General features: G+C 45.4%; 36 protein-coding genes and 1 tRNA gene. 12 read left to right on the forward strand and 25 right to left on the reverse strand.

The features are described 5' to 3' along the window. Positions 1-39: 39 nt before the first annotated feature. From ACPUEK_RS15970 to ACPUEK_RS16015, 10 genes are all read right to left on the reverse strand, one after another. Entirely contained in the window at positions 40-687 is a 648-nt protein-coding gene (locus ACPUEK_RS15970) for a hypothetical protein (protein WP_425641431.1), read from the reverse strand. Then, positions 687-1556, reverse strand: coding sequence for a hypothetical protein (locus tag ACPUEK_RS15975; protein ID WP_425641432.1), 870 nt, complete (start codon positions 1554-1556; stop codon positions 687-689). The genes ACPUEK_RS15970 and ACPUEK_RS15975 overlap by 1 nt, the downstream gene beginning before the upstream one ends. A gap of 151 nt (positions 1557-1707) precedes the next feature. After that, the gene (locus tag ACPUEK_RS15980) at positions 1708-2088 is read right to left on the reverse strand and encodes a hypothetical protein (RefSeq protein ID WP_425641433.1); all 381 of its coding nucleotides are present in this window, start codon (positions 2086-2088) and stop codon (positions 1708-1710) included. After that, positions 2085-2429, reverse strand: coding sequence for a hypothetical protein (locus ACPUEK_RS15985; RefSeq protein WP_425641434.1), 345 nt, complete (start codon positions 2427-2429; stop codon positions 2085-2087). Before ACPUEK_RS15985 ends, ACPUEK_RS15980 begins: the two co-directional genes overlap by 4 nt. Positions 2430-2433: 4 nt before the next feature. Next, positions 2434-2787 carry a hypothetical protein gene (locus tag ACPUEK_RS15990; RefSeq protein ID WP_425641435.1) on the reverse strand — a complete coding sequence of 118 codons (354 nt, stop codon included), beginning with the start codon at positions 2785-2787 and terminating at the stop codon, positions 2434-2436. Positions 2788-2797: 10 nt separating this feature from the next. Then, the gene (locus ACPUEK_RS15995; protein ID WP_425641436.1) at positions 2798-3715 is read right to left on the reverse strand and encodes a hypothetical protein; all 918 of its coding nucleotides are present in this window, start codon (positions 3713-3715) and stop codon (positions 2798-2800) included. Next, positions 3712-3996 carry a hypothetical protein gene (locus ACPUEK_RS16000; protein WP_425641437.1) on the reverse strand — a complete coding sequence of 95 codons (285 nt, stop codon included), beginning with the start codon at positions 3994-3996 and terminating at the stop codon, positions 3712-3714. The genes ACPUEK_RS15995 and ACPUEK_RS16000 overlap by 4 nt, the downstream gene beginning before the upstream one ends. Continuing rightward, entirely contained in the window at positions 3993-4784 is a 792-nt protein-coding gene (locus ACPUEK_RS16005; RefSeq protein WP_425641438.1) for an AP2/ERF family transcription factor, read from the reverse strand. Before ACPUEK_RS16005 ends, ACPUEK_RS16000 begins: the two co-directional genes overlap by 4 nt. Next, on the reverse strand, positions 4781-5071 hold the full coding sequence (locus ACPUEK_RS16010; RefSeq protein WP_425641439.1) for a hypothetical protein: 291 nt from the start codon (positions 5069-5071) through the stop codon (positions 4781-4783). The genes ACPUEK_RS16005 and ACPUEK_RS16010 overlap by 4 nt, the downstream gene beginning before the upstream one ends. Positions 5072-5391: 320 nt before the next feature. After that, a complete protein-coding gene (locus ACPUEK_RS16015) occupies positions 5392-5670 on the reverse strand; it encodes a hypothetical protein (protein ID WP_425641440.1) in 279 nt (92 codons plus the stop codon). A gap of 127 nt (positions 5671-5797) precedes the next feature. Here ACPUEK_RS16015 and ACPUEK_RS16020 point away from each other — a divergent pair, with 127 nt between their 5' ends. Beyond that, on the forward strand, positions 5798-6061 hold the full coding sequence (locus ACPUEK_RS16020) for a hypothetical protein (protein WP_425641441.1): 264 nt from the start codon (positions 5798-5800) through the stop codon (positions 6059-6061). On the opposite strand, the gene ACPUEK_RS16025 is transcribed toward ACPUEK_RS16020, so the two are convergent. Next, positions 6020-6232: a hypothetical protein gene (locus ACPUEK_RS16025; RefSeq protein ID WP_425641442.1), complete on the reverse strand. Its 213-nt coding sequence runs from the start codon at positions 6230-6232 to the stop codon at positions 6020-6022. The two genes, ACPUEK_RS16020 and ACPUEK_RS16025, sit on opposite strands and share 42 nt — an antisense overlap. A gap of 389 nt (positions 6233-6621) precedes the next feature. Here ACPUEK_RS16025 and ACPUEK_RS16030 point away from each other — a divergent pair, with 389 nt between their 5' ends. After that, positions 6622-7362 (forward strand): hypothetical protein, encoded by a 741-nt coding sequence (locus ACPUEK_RS16030; protein WP_425641443.1) that lies wholly within the window; start codon positions 6622-6624, stop codon positions 7360-7362. On the opposite strand, the gene ACPUEK_RS16035 is transcribed toward ACPUEK_RS16030, so the two are convergent. Together ACPUEK_RS16035 and ACPUEK_RS16040 are read right to left on the reverse strand one after the other, a co-directional pair. Then, positions 7359-7667: an STAS-like domain-containing protein gene (locus ACPUEK_RS16035; protein ID WP_425641444.1), complete on the reverse strand. Its 309-nt coding sequence runs from the start codon at positions 7665-7667 to the stop codon at positions 7359-7361. The genes ACPUEK_RS16030 and ACPUEK_RS16035 overlap by 4 nt on opposite strands. Beyond that, entirely contained in the window at positions 7651-7830 is a 180-nt protein-coding gene (locus ACPUEK_RS16040; RefSeq protein ID WP_425641445.1) for a hypothetical protein, read from the reverse strand. The genes ACPUEK_RS16035 and ACPUEK_RS16040 overlap by 17 nt, the downstream gene beginning before the upstream one ends. Positions 7831-7975: 145 nt before the next feature. Here ACPUEK_RS16040 and ACPUEK_RS16045 point away from each other — a divergent pair, with 145 nt between their 5' ends. Then, positions 7976-8413 (forward strand): LuxR C-terminal-related transcriptional regulator, encoded by a 438-nt coding sequence (locus ACPUEK_RS16045; RefSeq protein ID WP_425641446.1) that lies wholly within the window; start codon positions 7976-7978, stop codon positions 8411-8413. A 172-nt stretch (positions 8414-8585) separates the two neighbouring features. Here ACPUEK_RS16045 and ACPUEK_RS16050 read toward each other — a convergent pair whose 3' ends face one another. After that, positions 8586-8906: a hypothetical protein gene (locus tag ACPUEK_RS16050; protein ID WP_425641447.1), complete on the reverse strand. Its 321-nt coding sequence runs from the start codon at positions 8904-8906 to the stop codon at positions 8586-8588. Positions 8907-8977: 71 nt separating this feature from the next. On the opposite strand from ACPUEK_RS16050, the gene ACPUEK_RS16055 reads away from it, so the two are divergent. The 6 genes from ACPUEK_RS16055 to ACPUEK_RS16080 are packed head-to-tail and all read left to right on the forward strand — an operon-like array spanning position 8978 to position 12198. Next, a complete protein-coding gene (locus tag ACPUEK_RS16055) occupies positions 8978-9178 on the forward strand; it encodes a carbon storage regulator (RefSeq protein WP_425641448.1) in 201 nt (66 codons plus the stop codon). Beyond that, positions 9175-9519 (forward strand): hypothetical protein, encoded by a 345-nt coding sequence (locus tag ACPUEK_RS16060; RefSeq protein WP_425641449.1) that lies wholly within the window; start codon positions 9175-9177, stop codon positions 9517-9519. Before ACPUEK_RS16055 ends, ACPUEK_RS16060 begins: the two co-directional genes overlap by 4 nt. A gap of 11 nt (positions 9520-9530) precedes the next feature. Next, positions 9531-10151, forward strand: coding sequence for a hypothetical protein (locus tag ACPUEK_RS16065; RefSeq protein ID WP_425641450.1), 621 nt, complete (start codon positions 9531-9533; stop codon positions 10149-10151). A 9-nt stretch (positions 10152-10160) separates the two neighbouring features. Beyond that, complete coding sequence (locus ACPUEK_RS16070; RefSeq protein WP_425641451.1) at positions 10161-10655, forward strand: hypothetical protein; 495 nt, start codon at positions 10161-10163, stop codon at positions 10653-10655. After that, positions 10649-10966: a hypothetical protein gene (locus tag ACPUEK_RS16075; protein WP_425641452.1), complete on the forward strand. Its 318-nt coding sequence runs from the start codon at positions 10649-10651 to the stop codon at positions 10964-10966. Before ACPUEK_RS16070 ends, ACPUEK_RS16075 begins: the two co-directional genes overlap by 7 nt. Next, on the forward strand, positions 10963-12198 hold the full coding sequence (locus tag ACPUEK_RS16080) for a hypothetical protein (protein WP_425641453.1): 1236 nt from the start codon (positions 10963-10965) through the stop codon (positions 12196-12198). Before ACPUEK_RS16075 ends, ACPUEK_RS16080 begins: the two co-directional genes overlap by 4 nt. A gap of 33 nt (positions 12199-12231) precedes the next feature. Here ACPUEK_RS16080 and ACPUEK_RS16085 read toward each other — a convergent pair whose 3' ends face one another. The 4 genes from ACPUEK_RS16085 to uvrB form a co-directional block, all read right to left on the reverse strand. Continuing rightward, positions 12232-12987 carry a hypothetical protein gene (locus ACPUEK_RS16085; RefSeq protein ID WP_425641454.1) on the reverse strand — a complete coding sequence of 252 codons (756 nt, stop codon included), beginning with the start codon at positions 12985-12987 and terminating at the stop codon, positions 12232-12234. Positions 12988-13296: 309 nt separating this feature from the next. After that, a tRNA-Val gene (locus ACPUEK_RS16090) sits at positions 13297-13373 on the reverse strand. An 82-nt stretch (positions 13374-13455) separates the two neighbouring features. Beyond that, positions 13456-13647 carry a hypothetical protein gene (locus ACPUEK_RS16095; RefSeq protein WP_417503968.1) on the reverse strand — a complete coding sequence of 64 codons (192 nt, stop codon included), beginning with the start codon at positions 13645-13647 and terminating at the stop codon, positions 13456-13458. 15 nt (positions 13648-13662) lie between these two features. Then, positions 13663-15693, reverse strand: coding sequence for an excinuclease ABC subunit UvrB (gene uvrB / locus ACPUEK_RS16100; protein ID WP_425641455.1), 2031 nt, complete (start codon positions 15691-15693; stop codon positions 13663-13665). Positions 15694-15898: 205 nt separating this feature from the next. Between uvrB and ACPUEK_RS16105 the strand changes: the two genes are divergently transcribed. Both ACPUEK_RS16105 and ACPUEK_RS16110 read left to right on the forward strand, forming a co-directional pair. Further along, entirely contained in the window at positions 15899-16768 is an 870-nt protein-coding gene (locus tag ACPUEK_RS16105) for an MBL fold metallo-hydrolase (protein ID WP_425641456.1), read from the forward strand. An 8-nt stretch (positions 16769-16776) separates the two neighbouring features. Continuing rightward, on the forward strand, positions 16777-18495 hold the full coding sequence (locus tag ACPUEK_RS16110) for a SulP family inorganic anion transporter (protein WP_425641457.1): 1719 nt from the start codon (positions 16777-16779) through the stop codon (positions 18493-18495). A gap of 31 nt (positions 18496-18526) precedes the next feature. Here ACPUEK_RS16110 and ACPUEK_RS16115 read toward each other — a convergent pair whose 3' ends face one another. The 5 genes from ACPUEK_RS16115 to ihfB form a co-directional block, all read right to left on the reverse strand. Next, positions 18527-18805 (reverse strand): ComEA family DNA-binding protein, encoded by a 279-nt coding sequence (locus tag ACPUEK_RS16115; RefSeq protein ID WP_067218174.1) that lies wholly within the window; start codon positions 18803-18805, stop codon positions 18527-18529. A 107-nt stretch (positions 18806-18912) separates the two neighbouring features. Beyond that, positions 18913-19620 carry an orotidine-5'-phosphate decarboxylase gene (gene pyrF, locus ACPUEK_RS16120; protein WP_067218171.1) on the reverse strand — a complete coding sequence of 236 codons (708 nt, stop codon included), beginning with the start codon at positions 19618-19620 and terminating at the stop codon, positions 18913-18915. Between the two features lie 22 nt (positions 19621-19642). Continuing rightward, positions 19643-20815 (reverse strand): lipopolysaccharide assembly protein LapB, encoded by a 1173-nt coding sequence (lapB, locus tag ACPUEK_RS16125; RefSeq protein ID WP_067218168.1) that lies wholly within the window; start codon positions 20813-20815, stop codon positions 19643-19645. Between the two features lie 4 nt (positions 20816-20819). Beyond that, the gene (locus ACPUEK_RS16130; protein ID WP_067036428.1) at positions 20820-21140 is read right to left on the reverse strand and encodes a lipopolysaccharide assembly protein LapA domain-containing protein; all 321 of its coding nucleotides are present in this window, start codon (positions 21138-21140) and stop codon (positions 20820-20822) included. A 66-nt stretch (positions 21141-21206) separates the two neighbouring features. Beyond that, positions 21207-21509: an integration host factor subunit beta gene (gene ihfB, locus ACPUEK_RS16135; protein WP_067036425.1), complete on the reverse strand. Its 303-nt coding sequence runs from the start codon at positions 21507-21509 to the stop codon at positions 21207-21209. 208 nt (positions 21510-21717) lie between these two features. Here ihfB and ppa point away from each other — a divergent pair, with 208 nt between their 5' ends. Further along, positions 21718-22248, forward strand: a complete 531-nt coding sequence (ppa, locus tag ACPUEK_RS16140) for an inorganic diphosphatase (RefSeq protein WP_067036423.1) — start codon at positions 21718-21720, stop codon at positions 22246-22248. Between the two features lie 88 nt (positions 22249-22336). On the opposite strand, the gene trxB is transcribed toward ppa, so the two are convergent. After that, complete coding sequence (gene trxB, locus ACPUEK_RS16145) at positions 22337-23293, reverse strand: thioredoxin-disulfide reductase (RefSeq protein WP_425641458.1); 957 nt, start codon at positions 23291-23293, stop codon at positions 22337-22339. Between the two features lie 123 nt (positions 23294-23416). Next, positions 23417-24169, reverse strand: coding sequence for a HesA/MoeB/ThiF family protein (locus tag ACPUEK_RS16150; RefSeq protein WP_425641459.1), 753 nt, complete (start codon positions 24167-24169; stop codon positions 23417-23419). Between the last annotated feature and the right edge of the window lie 68 nt (positions 24170-24237).

Raw genomic sequence — 24237 nt, forward strand, 5'->3', positions numbered from 1 at the left:
AATACAGGCTAGCAGACCGCGTAGCCTATTAAGAGTAATTTAGTCCTCTACTTCTAAGCCTGACCTTCGAATATATTCATCCACCGTTTCTCTAGAGTCGAATATTTTTGCCACATGATAATCGAGCTTTTTTATTTTTCCTGTCTTGTAACAAGGCGGTGGAATACTTGCTTTGTTTCCATCAATGTCTACAAGTATAAAACGATCTAAATATGCTCCATCATAATACAACTCATACCAATACCCTATAGCGCTTGGGTTTGGATGCTTATTAGCCCACTCGTCTTTATAGTCTTCATTTTGAATGCCATCATCAACAAACTTAGCTCTAAAACGAAGACGAGGATCTTCTTTAAGAAAACGTTCACTAGTCCAACTTCTCGATATGCCATTCCAGTGGTCATCTGGGTTAGTTTTAGGAATAAATTCCAATATTTCACCGAGAGTCATATGCCTAACCGGCTTTCTATTAGGTAAAAAATATTCTGCGATTGAGGGCAGAGATAAAAACAATGAACTGATCAGCCCCAGCATTACAACAATCGGCTCCGCCTTATTGTTTGATGTATCACTAAACCATAAAAGCGCGGCCACGATAGCCAACATAAAAAACACACCACCAACAATCCTGAAAAAATGCTGGCATACTTTAATCCAAAGCCAAACAGTCTCTAAACGCATACTCATTAGACCGCCTTAGCATCTGCAATATACAACTTACAAATCGCACCGTCTTTCAAGAGCGGCTTAGCACTGATAATTAAAGGCGAATGCATATCGAGTGCTTGCGAATATAGATTATGTGGAATAAACAGAACAGGATCACTGATCTTACCCGAGATCACGCCTTCAATACCTTCAATCTTCAGTTTGCATGAGCCTGTTTCAGTATCTAAGCTACTAATCCTTTCACAGCGATACTCTTGCATATCACCCACTTCTAAATCCTCTTTTGAGCGAATGGCATCGGCATCCGCCTCAGTTGTTTTAATCGATCCAAGCTGGGTCAAGGTATTGCAATCCCGTCCAACTGGCGCGACTGCTTGCCTTAAAGCCGGTTGATTACTCATAGCAAGGTCCCTAAGAGCTGCAATCAACTCAGACTGGATAACTTTTTGCTCACTATTTGCAGCAACTAAACCATGAGCCAGTATTTCACTTACTGCCTTATCTTCATTTGCTTTGTCCATAATCTCACCTGCTGTCTTCTCATAGTCTGCTCGACCAGTCCCCTCACCATGGATCAAGTGAACGATCTTCTCCATGAGCCATCGATAGGCATTCACACTATCAGTAAAAAACATATCTTGAGTCGCACCAACCACCGCAAGCATTGCACCAATTTCATAACAACCTGCACCGCTTTCCGTAGCATGTACACGTACCATTGATAATTGACGCGGCTTTAGAACACTTCCGGTATACAGAAAATGTCCAACTGACGAATAGAGTTTCCCCACACCTTGTATTGATTGGCCAAAACGCACCGCATCAATAACATGATGATCGGTTAAACCGCCCTCATACTTCAGAATCATTACGTTGTTGCTTTCCATACAAACTCCTTTTACCAACTACTAGTTAAAGTAGCAGAAAGAGTGCAACAAACTCTATAATCGAAATCAGACTATTTCCCTGCATTTAACCGCATATAGCTAAATCAACAATATTAGCCATTCATAGCTAATAGAAAGTCAGTATCGCCACTCAACCAGTCGGTTTATCTAAACGATAAAGGCGACGTGGTGGTTGAAAACCATGAATAATAGCCGTGGCCGCTAGCGTCGCCTCGTCTTGATCCATCGGGCGGTAGCTTTCATTGATCCGCCCGTTGATTAGCCGTCTAAAAGAGAAGTGCCCCTCTTGCGACTCAATGACCCACGCTTCATAAACTTCGGGGTTAATCGGATACAGTGGCCCGTTCGAACCTTTCCCAGAATGCCCCTGAACTTTGCGTTCAAGCGTTCGCAAAGCTTCATTCGCTAGCTTAGCCTGAGCAACAGACAAGCGGTCCCTCAGGTCGGCTACCTCTGCCTCAAGGTCATCCACACGCTTTACCGCACTAAAATACTTTTTAAACATACTCATCCCGCATTCCTCATGCTCATTCGCCAGTTGATATTCGCAATCTCACGGTCGATCTCTTCTAGCTCAATTTTAAGATCACACCACTTCCCGCTGTTTTTCGAGTTGTTCGCCTTAACGAGCCTAGCTAATCGTTTTTCCTCTGTAGCCAGCTGGTGCATTTGCTCAAGCTCAGCTTTGCCAAGCTCTCCAAGCGGTTTACCTTGAACCAGTTCAGCAAACTGCTTACGCACCGCAATCCATTGCTCAACGTGGTTACCGTTCACGATCGCATCAACCTTGTCGTACTGCTTTTGGACATCCTTGCGATAAAACTGCAAAGCCTTCAATGTTACTGACTCCATCCCGCTACCTCCCCAACATCGCTTTCAGTTCCCGAATACATGTTTGCCCGATCTGCTGTCGGTGCATGCGTTCCTGTTCGCTCAATCGCTCGCGGCCGGTGGTGACTCTTGGCTCGATCACTTCGCGGCGGAAGCGTTCGCCTCGTCGCCATGCGTCGCATACCTTTTTGAATTCACGTTCAAAGGCGCGCTTGCCTCCGCCAGTGTCACGGCGGCGCAGTTTGTAGAACCCTATGCGGCGGCCCGCTTCGTACACCACTGGGTGGCTCGGTTTCCAGCTTGCCAGATCGTGTGCGTGGCTCGCTGCTTCGCGATACGCTGTCTCAGCTGTTGGCAAATCATCAAACAAATCGTGCATCGCAACCCCCTCACCAATCGGTATCGTGAATATTCGACAAGCTGTCGCTGACTTGAACCTTAGCCGTCGGCGGTGCTGGCACCTGAGCCGCTGGCCGGGCAAATTTCATTGAGTTGCGCATCCACGTTCGCCACGAAGCAACCCAATCCACCATCTTCGAACCTTTGGCCCGGTGGTGATCAAGGAAATTGCTGGTTTCGGTTCGCCAGTCGGTCGTGATTTGATTTTCGGTCAGCCAATCCAACATGCGCTGATCGACCAAGAAATCTTCCGGTACGCCAGAAGCACGATTTGATTTTGGTTTTGGATTCGGTTCTGGTTGCGGGTGGGGTGTTACGTCAGCAGAATCCGAATCAGACAAAATATCTAAATTACTTCTCTGAGAAGTCTCTTGAGTAATCTCTGTATACGTCCCACGTTTCGACGTAACCCCTCCTACATTTTCACGTGGGACCTCCTCCGAATTTTCGGAGGAGGTATTACAGTTAGGTGTAATACCCTCACCAACATTCGGAAACGTAATGCGGTCGATTTCGATAGCAACAGGCTCAATGAAAAGCAGGTTTGAGTAATAATTACCGCCAATAGTCTTAGAACGTAGCTCAAGAGTAATCAAACCAGCGTCACGCAAGCGTTTCAGAGAGTCCTGCACCTCACGCTTCGTCATACCGAAATCATCTGCAAACGACTGATAAGAGCGCTGTAATTTATCGTCTGAAAACTTTTTGCGTTGGCCGACAACCTGACCAGTATGCTCGTCACGAATCTCAGTCGGGCGGTACCAATACAGAATCTCAGACAATAGAGTAATGGCCTTATGATCAGGGCGACCAGAAGGCAATGAGATTTGCTTGTACCAAATTTTAGGCGTCACATTACCAGTGAAGCCAAGGCGACCAATGGCCGCCACAGCTGGGGTTATACTCACTTCCACCCCCTCGCTTTCTCAAGCAATGTGAAGTGCGCATAACCTTCGTAGCACTCAAGGGAAATCAGCTCAAGCTTGGCCAACTGGCGAATTAAGCGATAGGCCGTATCAGGCTTATCAACGACTGCCGGCAATTCGGAAACCACTCCGCTGTAGCTAATCATGCATTCGTACTGCTTACCTTTGGCAACTTCATAAAGGTGCGAAAACACAGCCGCTTGAGAGAAGTTTAACCCCCATTCAACAGCCTTCTGCTGATTGATGAAAATTATCTGCTTCATACATCACCCCCAGCCGCTTCATTTAGGGGAAAGTTAAGATTCGCTTTATCGCCATGGAGTTTGATGGCCTCAACGTCATAGCGACGAGCAGCTTCTTCCGCTGTTTTAAAGGAACCTAAATACTTGTGCTTTCCATTGACTTTGATACCAGCACGAAAGCGATTGCCTCGCTTGTAGATACCCAAGAAGCCCCATTTCAATAAATCTCGGGGTCTCTTCTTCGGCAATCCAGCCATATAGCCTTTTTTGCCATAATTAGAAACCACTCTGCTTTTTTCAATTTCAGAATCAGATAGAGTCACATCATTCAAACAGGCAAATTCACCATGATGTTCCAGCGCTGCTTTGTTATAAGCTGCAGCCGCCGCGATCTCACTATCAAAGTTACCCAAACGAACTCTTTTGTAATCCACAAAAATTTCAGCTGACCAAGATTTTGCGTTACCGTATTTATAAACTCCCTTATGTTTATTTTTGTCACTACTTAGAGTTCCGCGATTTCTCATGTTTTCAGCGTTAGTAGCGGCTCTTAGATTTTCAATTCTATTGTTAGATTTGTCTCTATCAATATGATCCAACTGTTCAGGAAGCCAGCCATTATGCATCTGAAATATTATGCGATGCACGAATCTCTTTTTTCCCTTAAAAGTCAGAAAAGTATAACCATATGCACCAATATGCCCTGTAATTCGGCCTTCCAAAGTACCTATTTTCCAACGCAGTTGACCCGTTTCAGGTAGGTATTCGAACGCTTCGAGAAGCTCTTCTTGTGTAAAGTCGTATTTCATGCCCAAACCTCCATCGCATCGCCCGTCATGGAAGGATTCAGCAAGGCGTATACATTGGATTTGGAGCGGCGACCCTGAAACATACGGGCCAGATAACCTTCGCGCTGTAGCTCTTTGATAGCTTGGCGAACCTTATCAACAGAAATCTTGGATAATTGGGAAATCTCCTGTTCGTCCAACAGGATGCGAGGGGAACCGCCGAAAACAGGCAGTAGTTTGATAGCGTTGCGAACTCGCTTAGCGTAAACGCTTAGGCGATCGTCAACCAATAGGCGCAATTGTGCCATGATGTGACTCCTTAGGATTTTAGAGCCACCCAGCTGAAGTGGTAATTTCAGGAATTGGGTGGACGGTGGTTTGACGACTGTGTTACCACAACAGGCTCCCAAGGTAGACCTGCCCATCCGAAGATGGCACAGTCGCCCCACCGTCCATAAATCAGACAGGCGTGAGCGAGCAGCAGACGAAAAAAAACCGCTGTCATGGGCGGTTCGTCGGCCCTTGGGAGAATTAAACTGGGTGGCAATCCAGCGTGCTGATTTTGCAGCAACGTTCAAATTATTACTCATAGCTCTGTACCTGTCAAAAAAATCACAGATACATCAACTCAAGGTTGATCTAATATCTTCTCTAGCGAGTCGGCATCTTGCCTAGTCTCTTGTATTGATGTGTCTCCTAGTTGTCCGAATTGCTGATTGATCGCATCAACCAGCCTACAAAGTTCTGGATCGTCCCAGCTCATGAGCTGCTTGATTAAAAAAGCCCCCGAAGGGGCGTGCAATGCAGCTTCGTTTGATTGGGTCAATCTCAAATGCGGGTCAGTCGTTCCACTACCACGACGACTATTAGCTAATAGACTGAACCCAAATGGGCGTGGTAGCTTCACAAGGACATCCCCTTTCCAACTCTGCTCGGGCGCTTCACAGCGTGCCGACTAAGAGCCCACATAACGTGGTCTTTTGCATCCAAGTATTGGATGAATTTCACTTACTCACCCCCACAAGGAGGAATGCATGATCATAGAGATCTATACAAAAAATAACGCGCTTACTCAAACCATCGAATCGGTAAAAGGCCCTGTTCCGAGGTTTGGCGAGTTATTAGACCTGCAACAAGATGGCGGCTATTTGCAGGGTGTTACCACAGTCATCGTCAGAGAGGTGGAATACACACTCAAAGACAATGAGCTGACGCCATTAATACGATGCGAGCCATACTTTGGCGAGCATACCAGATCATTTCTGGTTAAAGAGTTCGGTTGGAACGGAGATAGCTGATAGGCTTTTCACCAGACCATCTACCATTTCGCCGGTTGCATCCAACTGGCGAAACACCTCCGTATCACGTAAACCTGCATCGGAAAGCTTGGCAACCGTACTCCAAAGGTTCGCGCTTAGACCTTCTAAGCTAACTTGAACACTGGCAACGCTTGGTTGTGGCTTACTCATATCATGCTCCTTACTCTACTCTGCTCCGTCGGGGCGCTTCACAGCGGGCCTAGGGAGCACCTCTATTGAGGTCTTTTGCCACAAAAATTCACATTCTCTCTCAAAAACCATGAATATCTATAGTAGCGACACCAGCGATAGTAGAACAAAATAACATACTGAGTCTAGTTTTTAGAGAATAAAAAGAACAAAACAAACCGCCCTGCAAATTTCGCACATTTCACAGTCTCTTAAAACTCTCCTAAAAAACGATCGAATTGACCGAAAAAGCTCAAATATGACCCCTAAGGTGTCATTTAGGAAAATTAGTAATAGAATTGCTCACTAATTAATTAACTGTATATTAATTAAAAAATGGCGATTACTGACAACTAAACAGAGATGAGTAAATGACCGCCGATAAAAAGAGGCCCACTACAGAGGGGAAGGACGACGCACTGCGCGTGTCCGAAGCAATAAAACGCTTAGTTGATGCATCGCGCTTCGAGCGCTCCGATATTACGGAGCATTTAAACATTTCAATGGATCAATTAAACAGACGTTTACTTGGTAAGACTCCATTTCTTTTTCACGAAGTGAGAGGGATATGCACACTACTAGACGTCAGCCTTGATGACGCGATGCGTGTTGCAGACATGGATCAAGATGAGTTCGACAACTCATGGGTGTACCAATGGCGAAGAAAGTCCTTAGAAAGACAAGTTACGGCATTAGAGTACAACGAAAAGATATCAAGGAATGCGGTAGCGGAACGCATAGGCTTTAGCCCAAGCTGGTTGAGCTATGCACTCAATGGTAAAAAGCGTATTGGCAGCCAAGCGGCCCGTCAGATCGAGTACGCCCTTTCGTTACCAAATGGCTTTTTGGACAAAGAGCCAAACCAAACGCCACAGACAAATAAGATTGATACAGACTTAATTCTTAGAACCGCAAAAGAACTGGTCTCGTCTGTCGAAGCGGATGGTCGAAAAATGCATTCTCAAGAACTGTACGCAAGCTTAATTGCAATTTGTCAGTTATATAATGCACGCATTTCAATTCAGGAAGATAGAGCACCTGAGGATGATGCCGTTGATTTTTCTAGAGTGTACGAGCAGCTAATGATGCACCTAAAGCTGAGTGATGACTAATCACTCAGCACATTATTTATATATTCCCTAATCTCTTCTACGATAGTGCAGTCACTTTCACACATCAGGTTTTCTAACAAGAACTCAATATCAGATCGTTTCAATCCGTAGTTCAAAACCAGCCCAGTAAACGCTTCATCTAAAAACGATGAACCAAACCCCTTAACGTCCAAGTTAATCACCAAATCGTGATCTTTCGCGAACAAAGGCCAAATAATATCGTCGCGGAGCATTTCTCCACTATCTGGTCCTAGTTTCTTATATCTCGGACCTGGGTAACGCATGTAATCACTCAACTTCAGCATCAACATCTTCTAGGGCCTCAATATCTTGATCAATCAAACCAATTAAAATTTGGTAGTAAGCAATCATACCGCGATCGCCATCGAACTGAGCTTTAGCCAGCTTAATTGCCAACTCTTCCCTTTGATCATTTAACCTCTCTTCCTCCCGCAAGACTACCTCCATCTCGCAACCTACCCACCAAAACCACAAATATACTGTACACATATACAGTATATTTGTTTATATTTTTATTTATTCCTTATGTTGACTACATATACTACTTAATACTATATTTCAGTCAACACAAACACTTAGGCAAGAGGCCGACATGAGAAACATTACGTTTACCCCCTGCGACAGCACCGCTCAGATAAGCAAACGCGCCCTTGAGATCCTCGCTATGTCGGCACAAGGCATGAAGGGCAAGGAGATTGCGCGAACTATTTGTCGCACAGAGCCAACCATTCGAGATCACCACACCAAAGCCATTCGCCATTACGGCGCCAGTAATCTGACGCAAGCGGTAGCAACGGCCATTGCCCTTGGTGATCTTCAGTTTCGTATCGAGCCAGCCGAAATCAGCCGCACCACACACAGAGCGACTGCGATCGCCATGATGTTTGCCGCGCTGGTGACGACTGTGCTCGATACGCCTTTTTTCAACAGTGCAGACATAGAGCTGGCACGACACCACACCACTCGCACGACCCGCACAATCAGAGTACGCGGTGGCCGTCGTGAGCTTTCAGAGATCGTTTTTGGATAGGAGAAGAGATATGAACCTTAAGTACGTTGATGAGGCAGCGAAATTTCTAGAGCACCTAGTAACTGCACAGGAGGGAATAAGTAACGCTTATGACTGTGTCTGCACTTTTAAATCTCCCGAGTCAGCAGAACTTCGAGAGATTTTGGAGAAACTAGAAAGCTTTGTTAATCGCCTAGAGCCAACCGTTAATTTCAAGAATCGAACGCCTAGCGTCGGCCAACCGGCGCTCACTGCTGCGACTGGTGGGGATATAAACAACTAGGTACGAATCACCGCCTTGGTTATCGACGAGATCTACACCTGAATCAAAAATGACGCCCTCAGGCTCAATGATATCGGGAAAGCGTTTAGAGAACTCATTAAACAAGGCAGGGAATTTAAATGTCTCGCCAACACGAGGCATGTGCTCAAGTTCAATAAAACCAGAGTGAATGGTTTTTAAATGCTTGATCGATATATCAGTTTTGATAACAAACGAAACTTTAACTTGCATAAGCCTTCCTTACTTTTTGGTTGGAAACTCAACCCTAAAGGAACGCACGAAGCTCAACAAGGAGTTACATCATGTCATTAGTTCTTACGCGTCGCCCTAACGAGGGCATCACCATCACGGTACCGCCGAGCACAGAGGCAACGGTCGTTCACATCGGGGCACGCCCAAAGCTGGGTTCACAGGTCGCCTATGCGATTGACGCCCCAAAAAGCGTGGCGATCGTGCGTGATGAGCTGATTGGCAAGCCTATGAAAAAAGGGACCGCAGCATGAGCGAGGTACATCCATACATTAAGACGCTTTATCCAGGTCGAGCACTTATCGTTCTTGATGAAGAGCAGCACCCTCTTTTTCGCTTGAAGATCATTGATCGAGAGTTAACTGTGCGCGGCCAGTGCAACACCATAGAAATCAGTACCTCTGTAATGGGCGGCGGTGCTGGCAGACATAAACGGGAATGCCTAGACGGCCATGCTTTTCAGCTAGGCCAAATGCTGATCCGTTGCGAGCACTCAACCAATCATGCGCAGGCGGTGAAACTGGTCTTTGTAGAGAAACCCAGCGCATTCATCGTGTTACCCGATGTTGTCGCGAAACAAGCGGCCGGAATGTAAGGAGACAAACCATGAAAGACACAACACAAAAAGCATTCGATAACTTTAGCAAAGACACCGTTAATCATGAGCTAACCATTTTGAAAGATGATGGCCTATATCGGCATATGCGCTTTGGCGAAAAAGGCTCTTCTATCTATGCGATCAACATCACCACTTGGCCGGGCTATTTAGCGGTTACCGGTGATATGGGCGATTACGTGTTTACACGCACGCCGGATATGTTCGAGTTTTTCCGTGGCAAAGATATCAACACTGGTTACTGGGGTGAGAAGCTCGTTGCAGAGCCGCGCGGCTCTGAGTATGGCAAGAAGTGGTCAGCTGATGAGTTTCGTAGCGAGGTATGCCGCTTTATTGAAAACAACCTCGATCCGCTCGACGACTTGGAAGACGAAGCCGAAATCATCCTGAACAAAGAGATTCGTATCGCGATCGCTATGGACATAGAGCACATCGAATACAAGGAAGAAGCAGACGAGTTTATCAGCCGCTTTAACAAACATGACTTTCAGTTTGATTGCTTCTATGAATACGACTGCACCGAGTATACCCATCAGTACCTTTGGGTCTGCTATGCGATCGTTGACGTCATCAAACGCTATGACGAAATAACAAAGCAACAGGCAGCATAGGTGATGAAAATGACTCTTAAACTTATGACAGATAAACAGGTATCAGCACAAATCCCCGCCATGATCGACGCGGGCCGAAGCCCTTACGGTGCTGCACATGAAATCGGCATTGGATTAAAACGCCTCCGCCGCTTAGCCACACCAGAGCAAATGACTGCCCTATTGATCAACAAGGATAAGTTAAAGCACAAAGGCCGAACGCCTTTGCCTAGAAAAGAAGGCTTGGAAACACCGGAAGGTTTACGCGCCGCCGTAGACGACGCCATCGAAAGAGGGCTTGGCATCAACGCGACGTTCACAGAATTGAACATTACGCATTACACGCTGATGCAAAACATTACGCCCGAGCAAGAACAAGCATTGCGGAATAACCGTAAAACAAAGGACTCACAAGAAGAAGAGCAAACCTATGGTATTCGGATCAGTCGTGGTCAAAGTGCGGCACAAGCCGCGATGCGTGCCATTATTGCAGACCGCCCTTCACTAGGAGGTAAAGCATGGTAAATGATGGAATGAAGCCAAAGTGGCCACGCAAGCAACGCTTGCGTGATTATGCAAAGCAGCATTTTATGGAGCCCGAGAAAGAATTGGGTCGACTACGCAAACAACTTAAAGCGGGTGAGTTACCAGGGGAACTAGAAGGGAAACTATGGTTTGTATGGGTATTGCCTGACGGGGAACCTGCGTATGGTTATCACGGCGACACGCCAGAGAAACCGAAAGAAAGGCGTATAGATCAGATAACGACGGGCAATCCACTCGCTGATGCAATCTTATTAAAGCACGAAATCAAGAAAGGTACGGAGCTAAGATGAACCCACCAAGACCTAATAGACTCGCTCGCAACTTAAAAATCATGCGTAACAAAAGCGGGACGTATTATTACTACAAGATGCCGGATGGCAAGTTGGAGTCATTAGGCAAAAACATTGGTGACGCGGTTGCAGTGGATGCGGCCACGGCACTTAATATCGCACTGACGGATAAAGACTCACTGGTTAATCGCATCACGAAACGCGCAGAAGAGTTACGCACCTACAACCCTAGTAACCCACCCATGTCGCAGGTGCTAGATGAGTATAAGCAAACACTACTTACTGCTCTGGAAAACAAAAAACAGGCCAAAAACACGGTATCCATCAAACTGGGCAAGTTAGTCGAATACATGGAAATGTGGTCTAAAATCCGCGTACAAGACATGCGCACGTTTGACCTAAACAATTTACTTAAAACCAAAACGCCTCATGCGCAACAAAAGCATGCTCCGCTTATGCGTGAGATTTTTCGCTATGCCATTAACGCAGGCTACTGTGATATCAACCCTGCCGATCAGTTAAAGGCCCAAGAGCCCGACGCACGTATTCGCCAGCGTCACACATGGGATGGCTACTGTAAGATCTACAAAGTTGCACCGGATTGGTTAAAGCGTGCCATGGACATTGGGCTTTATAGCCTACAGCGCCGCAGCGACTTAACTGAAATCCAGATCGCTCGGGATATCGACATACAGACTCGATCGATCCGAGTACTCCAGCGTAAAACACGTAACTACAAAGCACCGGTTCATTTAAACATCAAAATGGGTGGGCCTTTATGGCTGGCGGTTCACAGTGCAATCACCAGCCCAACGCATTGCCCATATCTGATTCACTGCCGCCCTGAACGACGCGATCGGCGCGACATCGCGGCAAAGCCTCATCCATTCGCTGTATTACCAGATTACTTAACTAAGCATTTTAAGAAATACCGTGACTTAAGCGGGGCATACGATCATTTAGAACCAAAACAACGGCCATCGTTTCACGACATCCGCGCACTAGGCATCATGCTGTATTTTAAGGCCGGTCATCCGAAAGAATACATCATGGCTCTAGCTGGCCACGCAACGGTAGAAATGACCGATCACTACATTGATGGCCATGAAGCATCCAAGCCCCTGCAAGTTGCTGCGGGGCTAGACATCAGCAAGATCGATATGAACGACATCAACTGGAAAGACCACCGTTTACCAACGGAACTGGTCAAATTGATGGATGAAGAGGGTTGAATATAATATCGTCACTCATCCTTACCAAGAGCACTACTTAGGCACATTAATACCAATTAGTGCTTTTATTTCTTGTCTCGTTATTACGTTCATTAGCACTTTATCTTGCTGACATATCTCTAGAAAACGATTCTTCATTATCGACAGCCCTGAACCGTCATCAGAATACAACTCAATAACTAAGTCAGCGTTTTTATATTTCCAGTTTTTCTTCATCCACAGGACAGCTAATAAAACTATCCATTCAGCATGACGCCTGTGAAAAGAGGTAAAACCCAACTCTTCTGTGCTATCAAGCCGATGCACTGATTCCACGTCCCTGTATGATTTAATCCAATCCTTACAGATAAGCCAATCATCGATGATCGAATCAGACACGCTAATCAACACTAGGCCAGCAGGAACGCTTCCGGAAATAACCGACAACCCCAAATTCTGCAATGAGTCTGCGGTATGATAAGCAATTTGATTCTCCCATGGCCAACTGGTTTCAGTGCCTATTGAGCCGATAGAGGAACTTTCTCTCCACGCACAAGAATCAACAAAATATGATTTAAGTGCTTTTGACCTAGCCTCACGGTAACCGTACTCTTTTTGATCAATGCTCAATTTAAACTCAGGACTAAACCCTCCTTCGATATAACCTTCATATATGAAGGTTTTGTAGACCGCGAGATCCTGGTTACCTTTGGTAGAAAGATGTGTTCTAACGGATATTCTATAAACCAAATAAGCAATCAACAAAGAAGCTATGGTTATTATAAGACCAAAAATTTCATTCAATTCCATCTATTAATCCCTGTGAAAAGCATATGGGCAAAACAGCCGACTGTCTCTTACATCAAGCCTACCTTAACCACCTAACCTTACTCAAAGCTAAGTTTTTTTACACCCTATAAGGGTCAAGAAAAGATAAGGGCTGACTGATTATGTAACTAATCTAAGATAAATCTGAGCGACGAAATAATAAGCGTGAGGAGCTTCCAACATAACCAAAAAAGTCAGCGTAAGGATAAGGAAAGGATAAAATACGGATAAAGGGCGAAAAAAAAGAGCTTACAGAAAACTGTAAGCTCTTGATTCTTATACCTAAAATTCTGGTAGGGCTAGGCAGATTCGAACTGCCGACCTCATCCATGTCAAGGATGCGCTCTAACCAACTGAGCTATAGTCCTAAAGTGCTGCTTATTATACGCAGGGAGCTTTTCAGATCAAGTGTTTAAATAAATTTTTTAAGCAATTGTTTTCGCTCACTATTTATTCGTCCTCAAGCGCCACAAGTAGCTCGTGTCCAATGACTTCATCAATCAAATGATAAGGTACTTTGTACTGTTTATCGCGAAACTTGACGACCACGTGCTCCAAGCACATTTTCAAGATAACGCAGTTTACAATCACCCCATTGTCGATCACACGAATAATGTTTCTGGTATGTAGAGTCAACGCCATGTCTGATTCCTTAGCTTATTCACCAACGTCTTTCAGTTTCTTCTGCAAGATACGTATTTGATCTCGGTAACCCGCTGCCAATTCAAACTGTAAGTTTTCTGACGCTGTCATCATCTCTTTTTGTAGCTCTATCATGGCTTTGCGCACTTCGGCTACGTCGTCCATCGTTTCGATTTCATAGTCTTTTACTTTTTCTGCAACCTTGCGAGTCTGCTTCGATTTGTTTCGACTGCCAGCGCCAGGGTTATAGGCGCCTTCTAAAATGTCTTCAACCGATTTAGTAATACCTGTCGGAGTAATGCCATGCTCTTCGTTAAAGGCTTCTTGCTTAGCTCGACGACGAATGGTTTCGTTCATGGCACGTTGCATTGAGCCTGTTATGCGATCAGCATACAGTATCGCTTTACCTTTCACGTTACGGGCCGCACGACCGATGGTCTGGATGAGGGAGCGATCTGATCGTAAGAAGCCTTCTTTATCGGCGTCTAAAATCGCGACTAGGCTCACTTCCGGTATATCCAAACCTTCTCGCAGCAAGTTAATCCCAACCAGCACATCAAATTCACCCAGACGCAAATCTCGGATAATTTCAACGCGTTCGACAGTGTCGATGTCAGAGTGAAGATAACGCACACGAATACCGTGCTCATGCAGGTAGTCCGTTAAATCTTCTGCCATACGTTTTGTCAGTGTGGTGACGAGAACCCTCTCACCGGTTGGCAATCGTTTATTAATTTCAGACAACAAATCGTCGACTTGAGTCGTCACTGGACGAACTTCAATTTCCGGGTCAATCAGACCCGTCGGGCGGACAATCTGCTCAACGACCCAGTCTTGATGCTGCTCTTCATATTTACCCGGCGTTGCAGAAACAAAAATTGTCTGAGGCTTAATCTGTTCCCATTCTTCGAATTTCATCGGGCGATTGTCCAGTGCCGAAGGCAACCGAAAACCATATTCCACCAAATTTTCTTTGCGCGATCGGTCGCCTTTATACATCGCACCAATCTGCGGAACGGTCACATGAGATTCATCGATAATAAGCAATGCATTGTCAGGCAGGTAATCAAACAATGTAGGCGGTGGTGAGCCTTCTGGGCGACCAGATAAATAACGAGAGTAGTTTTCAACACCGGAGCAATAACCTAGCTCCTGCATCATTTCCAAATCGTAGTTCGTTCGCTGCTCTAAGCGCTGTAATTCAACCAATTTATTGAGCGATTTTAATTGCTCTAGGCGAACGTCCAGCTCTTTTTTGATTTTTTCAATTGCTTCGACGATGGTTTCACGAGGTGTGACGTAATGTGTTTTTGGGTAAATGGTGACACGCGGAACTTTACGAATCGTGCGATTGGTCAACGGATCAAATATCGCAAGGTTATCAATTTCATCATCGAACAACTCAATTCGAATCGCTTCGTCTTCGGAGTCAGCAGGAAAAACATCAATCACATCGCCACGTACACGGAAATTACCACGTTCAAAAACCATGTCATTACGCGTGTATTGCAATTCGGCTAAGCGACGCAATACGGAACGCTGGTCAATGTGATCGCCTCGATCCATGTGTAACATCATTTTCAAATAAGACTGCGGGTCGCCCAAGCCATAAATAGCGGACACAGTGGCGACAATAATAACGTCTTCGCGTTCTAATAAGGCTTTGGTCGCCGACAAACGCATTTGCTCGATGTGTTCATTTACCGAAGCGTCTTTTTCAATAAAGGTATCCGATGCGGCAACGTAGGCTTCCGGTTGGTAGTAGTCGTAATAGGAAACAAAGTATTCTACGGCATTGTTAGGAAAAAACTCTTTGAACTCACCATACAGTTGCGCCGCGAGCGTTTTGTTGTGAGCCATGACAATCGTCGGTCTTTTGACCTGCGAAATCACATTGGCCACGGTAAAAGTCTTACCTGAACCCGTCACCCCTAGTAACGTTTGATGAGCAAGCCCCGCATCAATGCCTTGCACCAATTTTTTGATGGCCCCAGGCTGATCACCAGCCGGCTGATATTGTGAAACTACTTGAAACTCTTGCGACACGTTTATGCCCTACCCTTTACATCAGCTAGACCTTAAAGACTAACAAATTTAGTGGTCTGAGTCCCAACAAGAACTTGGCATTAGAAAGAAAGTGTATAAAACCCCTTTGCACTAGTCTGAATCGCTCTATGTTCGACATTGCTAATATAACAAACAACATATAATATATAGGAATAACCTTATAACCTTAAAAGAGGTAAGCAAAATGTCTGCTCAACCACACACTCAAGCATTCTTTGATGAAGCCACCTTTACGGTTTCTTATGTTGTCACTGACACATCGTCAAACCACTGCGTCATCATCGATTCCGTTTTAGATTATGACCACGCATCCGGTCGCACAAAAACCGACTCAGCTGATAATATTATTGAATACATTAAAAGCCGTGATTTAACCGTAAGCTGGATCCTTGAAACTCACGTCCATGCAGATCATTTATCTGCCGCACCGTATTTAAAGCAAGCGTTGGGCGGAAAAATTGTGATCGGCAACAACATCACGATCGTGCAAAATACATTTGGTACGCTATTGAATGTAGAGCCTCAATTTGCACGAGATGGCTCTCAGTTTGATCATCTTGTTGAAGAAGGCGACACGCTTGAGTTTGGCCATTCGACCGTGGAAGTGCTGCATACTCCCGGCCACACTCCAGCGTGTGTTACTTATGTTATTGGTGATGCAGCCTTTGTCGGCGACACTCTATTCATGCCCGATTACGGCACCGCTCGCTGCGATTTCCCTGGTGGAGATGCAGCGACTTTATATCGTTCAATTCAGAAAATTTTTGCTCTGCCTGAATCCACTCGCCTATTTATGTGTCACGACTATAAAGCTCCAGGACGGGAAGACTACCAATGGGAAACCAGTGTCGCGGAGCAAAAACAGGCCAATGTGCATATTCATCAAGGTATTTCAGAAACAACTTTCTGTCACATGCGCACAACAAAAGACGCTACGTTAGGCATGCCACGCTTAATTTGGCCATCCGTACAGATCAATATGCGCGCTGGGGATTTACCGCCTGCCGAAGAAAATGGCACGCGCTACATTAAAACTCCCATTAACTTGGTATAGGATTCGCAATGAATCGATTACTCCGCTACTTACCGGCAACGGTATGGCTTAAAGACTACACCCGGACAGACATGCAAACGGACATGATGGCCAGTGTCATCGTGACCATCATGCTGATTCCACAAAGCTTAGCCTACGCTATGCTAGCAGGCCTTCCGCCTGCCGTAGGTTTGTATGCCAGTATTTTGCCTTTGGTTGCCTATGCCTTATTTGGTTCAAGCAGAACGTTGGCTGTCGGACCGGTAGCGGTTGTTTCTATGATGACAGGCACAGCGGCGTTGCAATTCGCGGCGCCCAACACGGCGGAATATTTAGCGATTGTTATCTTGTTAGCCGCTATCTCAGGCCTGTTTTTACTGTTACTAGGGCTGTTTAAACTCGGCTTTCTCGCCAATCTACTCAGTCATCCCGTAATCTCTGGATTCATCAGCGCATCAGCGATCTTAATAGCACTGGGCCAAGTAAAGCATTTACTTGGAATACAGGCATCAGGTCACAACTTGATCGATATGATGACCACCTTGTGGTCGAATCTACCTCAAACTAATGTCGACACTGTTTTAATCGGTGTCAGTGCCGTGTTAGCACTCTATCTGTTACGCCAACACTTTAAGTCAATATTAATCATGTTCGGCTTATCTGATCACCATGCTCAGCTCGCATCCAAAGCCGGCCCTGTATTGGTCGTCGTGATCATGACGTTAATCGTGGCGGTTTTCCAGCTGAACACTGAAGGGGTCAAAGTGGTTGGCGACGTACCAAGTGGGTTTCCACCACTGGCGTTACCTAAGATGGATTTTCAGATGGCGATGGACTTGCTCCCCGCCGCTATCCTGATCAGTATTGTGGGATTTGTTGAATCCGTATCAGTGGCTCAATCTTTTGCAGCCAAACGCCGTCAAAGTATCGATCCGAATCAAGAATTAGTGGGGCTGGGGGCGGCAAACTTAAGTTCTGCGTTTAGCGGTGGATTCCCTGTTACGGGTGGCTTTTCTCGCTCAGTAGTGAGCTTTGATGCGGGAGCAAAAACGCCGATGACGGGGGTTTTCACGGCACTGTTAATCTTGCTGACACTAAGCTTTTTAACCGGCGCGTTTTACTATCTTCCTAAAGCAGTATTAGCCGCAACAATCATTGTTGCTGTTGTACAGCTCATCGATCTGAAAAGTTTTATTCATATTTGGCGTTACTCTAAACAAGATGTAAGCGCCTTGCTGGCAACCTTCTTTATGGTACTTTTTGTCGGCGTTGAGGCAGGCATCATAACAGGTGTCAGCTTATCTTTGATTCTATTTCTTTGGCACGCTAGCCACCCGCACATAGCCGTAGTAGGACGTGTCCCAGGAACAGAGCACTTCCGTAATGTCGAGCGTTTCCAAGTGGAAACAAATTGCGAAGTACTAACGGTTCGTATCGATGAAAGTTTATTTTTTGCGAACGCGCGAATGCTGGAAGATAAAATCAATCAACTGGTTGCCGAGCAAAAACAAGTAAAAGACGTCGTTCTCATGTGTACCGCCGTCAACATGATTGATGCCAGCGCTTTGGAAAGTCTTGAGATGATCTGCGCACGTCTACAATCCACAGATATTCGGCTTCATCTTTCAGAAGTGAAAGGACCAGTAATGGATCGGCTCAAAGGGTCCGCTTTCATTTCTCATCTTACCGGTGAGATTTATCTTACGCAAAATCAGGCTTTTGAAGCACTATGCCATCAAGAAGGGTGATCACCAGATCCCCCTTCTTTTCTCGTTTCCGCTATTCTCCAGCTTCTTTAACCTGAATCACCATTCGATTTTTTTCCAATAACGCCGGGCCGATCCCTTTCACTTTGGTCAGGTCTTCAATCGTGGTAAAAGGGCCATTCTGATCACGATACGCAATAATAGCTTCCGCTTTACTTTGCCCTACGCCAGTCAATACCAGATCTAACTCAGCCGACGTTGCTGAATTAATATCTAAAGGCTCTACCGCCATGGAAAAAACAGGAAAAGACAACAGGGAAACGGCCACAATACGCTTAAGTAATGATTTCATTCGCATACTCCTTATGCAGGGTTAATGGCTTCATGCCAATCAAATAAAAAGCCGATCAACAATTTGATCGGCTTTCAGAATATCACATACGTAAGTCTGCTCAATGTTTATGCAACAACACCTAACTCATTATTGACCTGAGTTAATACTTGGATAGGATCTTGTGCTTGCGTAATAGGACGCCCCATTACGAGATAATGACTACCTGCCGCCATGGCTTGTACTGGCGTCATAATACGTTTTTGATCGCCTTGGTCTGATCCAGCTGGACGAATACCTGGCGTCACCAGCACAAAGTCTTTGCCTAATGTTTCAGACAACATGGAAGACTCTTGAGCAGAGCACACCACGCCATCCATACCGGACGATTGCGCCAGTTTGGCTAAACGCATCACATGATCCTGTGGCGATAAGTCAATACCAACTTCCACTAGATCCGTTTCGTCCATACTAGTCAGCACTGTTACCGCAATCAATAGCGTATTGTGGTCGTGAATCTGAGCCAGTCCATTCGCTGAAGCCTCCATCATACGACGACCACCACTGGCATGAACATTGACCATCCAAACACCTGCTTTGGCTGCTACCGCTACAGCGTTGGCAACCGTGTTGGGGATATCGTGAAATTTAAGGTCTAAAAAGACATCGAAGCCTAACGTATGCAACTCATCCAAAATCGCCGGACCCGCTTTGGTAAACAACTCTTTACCAACTTTAACGCGACACAATTTTGGGTCTAAGCGCTTTGCCATCGCAGTAGCTTGTTCGATTGTCGGATAGTCTAATGCTACAACGATTGGGGATGGGCAAGTCATTTAAAATCCTCTGCAATAAAATCTATTCACCCTCTAAACCATGAATCGGTTTTACCGTGCCCCAGCTCTTGCAACTCGGACACTGCCAATGCAGCTGATGACCAGAAAAGCCACACTGACGGCAACGATGTTTTGGTTTAGAAGAGGTTAACTGTTCAATAAGTTCGTATAAGACACTTAAGTTTTCTTGATCGTGACCATCTGATTCCGCGCGCTGCATATCAATCAGCTCTTGAAACCCCTTAATCGTTGGATGGGCACGAAGCTGCGTTATTATAAACTGTTCTGCGAACTCTTTGTCATCTTGCGCGTAATGTTCCGTCAGAGCTCGTATTAAGGTTGCCGACGGGTGCATTTTAAGCTGTTCTTGCAAAAACTTAAGATAGCCACCACTGCCCCATACTTTTAAGTAGCTGTCCCGCAGCATAGGGATGACAATCGGTAAAAACTCATGATCCTGATCGGCTACGGATTTAAGCTCCTTTATGGCATCACGGTAGCGTTTCTGACTGAGATAAATATCAGATAAACCAATACTGGCGCGCACACAATCAACATCCACATCAATGGCGGATTTGTATTTTTGAAAAGCCGTCGTCCATTGCTCTTTTTTGATGGCTTCTTCTGCCAATTCACAGTAAAAGTGCGCTAAACGCTGAGCTTGTTTACGTGTGGGGAAATCACTTTGAAGTTGATGACCCATGCGGATGGCTTTGTCCCAGCTCTGCTCGAACTCATACAAATCCACCAACAACGTAAAGATTTCTTTTTGAAACTCTGTTTTACGAGCAGCAATATTCAACAACAGGCGTTCAGCACGATCCAATAAACCGGCAGACATAAAATCGCTAGCGAGTTCTAGTTGAACAAGTCGCGTATCTCTAGGTGAGATGTCAGGGCGAGCTAATAGACTCTGATGAATATTGATCGCTTTTTGGATTTCTCCTTTCTTACGAAACAAGTTACCCAGCGTCAAATGGATATCGAAGGTATCAGAATTAACTTCTAATGAATCAACGAAGGCATCAATCGCTTCCGACTGCTGCCCATTAAGTAAATGATTTAGGCCCCGAAAATAATCGTTTGGGACTTTTTTAAAATCTTCTTTCTGATTTTCTTTAGTGCGACGACGCCCTAACACCCAACCGATGAATAAGGCGACAAAGAGAACTACAAATAAGCCCCATTCGGTCAAGGGACTACTCCCGCTCCGCTAATTCGGTAGACAAAGATGCTTTGCGCAGATTATCAATTTCAGTTTGTAAATTCACAAGCTGCTTATTTTGCTTGCGCGCACGACGCTCTAATCTAAAAAGCAACATGCTAGACGATGCCAACGCCAAAATGACGCCTACTGCAAAAGCAATAATCATATACAAAGCGACACTTAACTCTGGCGATTGCCACAAAACCAGATCAAGCGTTATCACTTGTCCGTTTCGGATTGCAAAGAAAAGACCGATAAATAAGAAAAAAGCTAGGACTACTAAGAGTACCACTCGCTTCAGCCATTTAAGCATAAAACACCCATATACTGCGTCATTCAGCTTATTATGCCGTCGAGCAGAGAAAATTTCGATAGAAAATTAGCCAAACTCTTTCGTATCTGCGACAGAGTTCACTAATTCACGCAATTCTTTACCAGGCTTGAAGTGGGGAACGTACTTAGAGCCCAGCTCAACTGATTCACCAGTTTTAGGGTTTCGACCAATACGAGGTGCACGGTAATGCAGAGAGAAACTACCAAAACCACGAATCTCAATACGTTCGCCATTCGCCAATGCTTCAGACATATGCTCTAACATTGCCTTTACAGCCAACTCAACCTCTTTGACTGGTAGATGCGGCTGCTGGTCTATTAGCATTTCTATCAGCTCAGATTTTGTCATCAGTGTCCTCTCGACTATATTTTGATCACACCCTTAGACTAGCTAAATTTAGAAAGAAAGCAATAACTTAACGCGTATTAAGGACATTTTTCCCGCTTTTTTTAGCTTTCTATAACGATTATTTCTTCTAAGACTTTGGGATGACTAGCATCCAAAGAGGCGAACTTCTATAATTGCCGCCATTACTTAACACAAGTGGATATTAAACATGAGCTTCAAACACATTCCAGCTGGCCGCGACGTGCCAAACGACATCAACGTAATCATTGAAATTCCTGCCGAGGCAAACCCAGTTAAGTACGAAGTAGACAAAGACATGGACGCGTTGATCGTAGACCGTTTCATGACGGCGCCTATGTTCTACCCAGCTAACTACGGCTACGTAAACAACACACTAGCTGACGACGGCGACCCAGTTGACGTTCTAGTTATCACACCATATCCAGTGGTTGCTGGTTCCGTCATCCGTTGCCGCCCAGTTGGCGTACTTAACATGTCTGATGAAGCAGGTATGGACGCTAAGCTTGTTGCAGTTCCACATGACAAACTAAGCAAAGAATACACTCACATCCAAGATGTGAATGATATTCCTCAACTACTTCGCGACCAAATCGAGCACTTCTTCGAAAACTACAAGAAGCTAGAGCAAGGTAAGTGGGTAAAAGTTGAAGGCTGGGCGAATGCTGACGAAGCACGCAAAGCATTGGTTGAAGGCGTAGAAGCTTACAACGCTCAGTAATCGTTTGATTACAAGATGAACCAATAAAAAAGCCGATCCAAATGGATCGGCTTTTTTCGTTTAAGCAAATACTAAGCCTAAACGGCAATTAGCCTTCTAATCCATCTAGGAAGCGCTCTGCGTCTAATGCCGCCATACAGCCTGTGCCCGCTGAGGTAATCGCTTGACGATAAATATGATCGCTCACATCACCTGCCGCAAACACACCTTCAATGCTGGTTTGCGTTGCGTTACCGTGTGTTCCGGATTGCACCGATAGGTAACCATCTTTCATGTCCAGTTGACCTGCAAACATGTCCGTATTTGGTTTGTGACCAATGGCAACAAAAAGACCGGCTACCGCTAGCTCTTTGTATTCACCTGTTTGATTATTCTTAATACGTACACCTGTCACACCCGAACCATCACCAAGTACTTCGTCTAATTCGCTGTGCCATTCGATGTTTACATTACCATTCTCTGCTTTTTCAAGTAACTTGTCGGACAAGATCTTTTCAGAACGGAATTTATCACGACGGTGAATAACCGTTACTGTTTTAGCAATGTTCGCTAGGTAAAGCGCTTCTTCAACGGCCGTATTACCGCCGCCGATCACGGCAACATCTTGGCCACGGTAAAAGAAACCATCACAGGTGGCACAAGCCGACACGCCTTGCCCCATAAATTTCTGCTCGCTTTCCATACCTAGGTACTGAGCACTCGCACCGGTTGCGATGATCAACGCATCACAGGTATAAACACCACTGTCGCCTTCTAGACGGAATGGACGGTTTTGTAGATCTACTTTGTTAACGTGGTCAAAAATAATTTCTGTTTCAAAACGCTCTGCGTGCTGACGCATACGATCCATCAATTCAGGACCTTGTACACCGTTTACATCACCGGGCCAGTTATCTACTTCCGTTGTCGTGGTTAGCTGACCACCCATCTGCATGCCTGTTACCATAACAGGGTTAAGGTTGGCACGAGCCGCATACACTGCAGCAGTGTAACCAGCTGGGCCTGAGCCCAAGATCATTAATTTAGCGTGCTTAACATCGCTCATATGGAATGCTCCTTAAATTAAATATCCTAGCCGAGGTGTAACACGGCTTCGTTATGGGCGTAGGATAAAGAAACCGCTAGCAAATAGACACCGAAAAAAATTAATTGAGAAAATAGGGGTATTCTATGAATTTTGAGCACCGCAACAAGGGCACTCAGGGTCCGGAGACAACCGCATAGTGCGCCAATCACCGCTGAGCCCATCAAATAACTGCAATGACCCATGTTTAACTTGGCCCACTCCACTGAGTAACTTTATGGCCACAAGCGCCTGCTGAACTCCAATCGTACCAACAACAGGACCAATAATACCGTTGCTATTGCAGCTGAGCTGTTGATCTGACAAATCAGGGTATAAGCATTCATAGCAAGGCGTTACGTTTTGGTCGTAGCGAAAAGTGATCAACTGCCCTTCCCAACGAATGGCCGCACCACTGACTAAAGGACACTGACGCGCCAACGCCCAGCGATGCACCATTTTCCGTGTAGTGAAATTATCACAGCAATCCAAAATCACATCGGCGCCATCTAAGTATTGATCGATGTTTGCGGCACTCAAACGCGCATTGATTGGCACGATATCGACATGTTCATTGCGGGCGATCAACTGCTTATATGCAGCCGATACTTTAGGTTGTTCCACATCCTCCTGCGTATATAACACTTGACGCGGCAAATTACTGACATCAACAACATCATCATCAATCAGTGTTAATGAGCCAACCCCTGCTCCCACAAGATACGTGGCTGCAATGTTACCAAGGCCACCGGCCCCAATAATGACAGCGCGCTTGCCAGACAGTGACATCTGACCTTCAACATCAAAATTAGTAAGAAGCAATTGTCGACTGTAACGCATCAGCGCTTGTTCATTCATACCACTTATTTCCTGCCCGTATGGTCAATATTTTGTTAAAATGAGAGCAATTAACTGCTGGATTACAA

Source organism: Marinomonas gallaica, assembly GCF_049821165.1.
In the GTDB taxonomy this organism is placed as follows: domain Bacteria; phylum Pseudomonadota; class Gammaproteobacteria; order Pseudomonadales; family Marinomonadaceae; genus Marinomonas; species Marinomonas gallaica.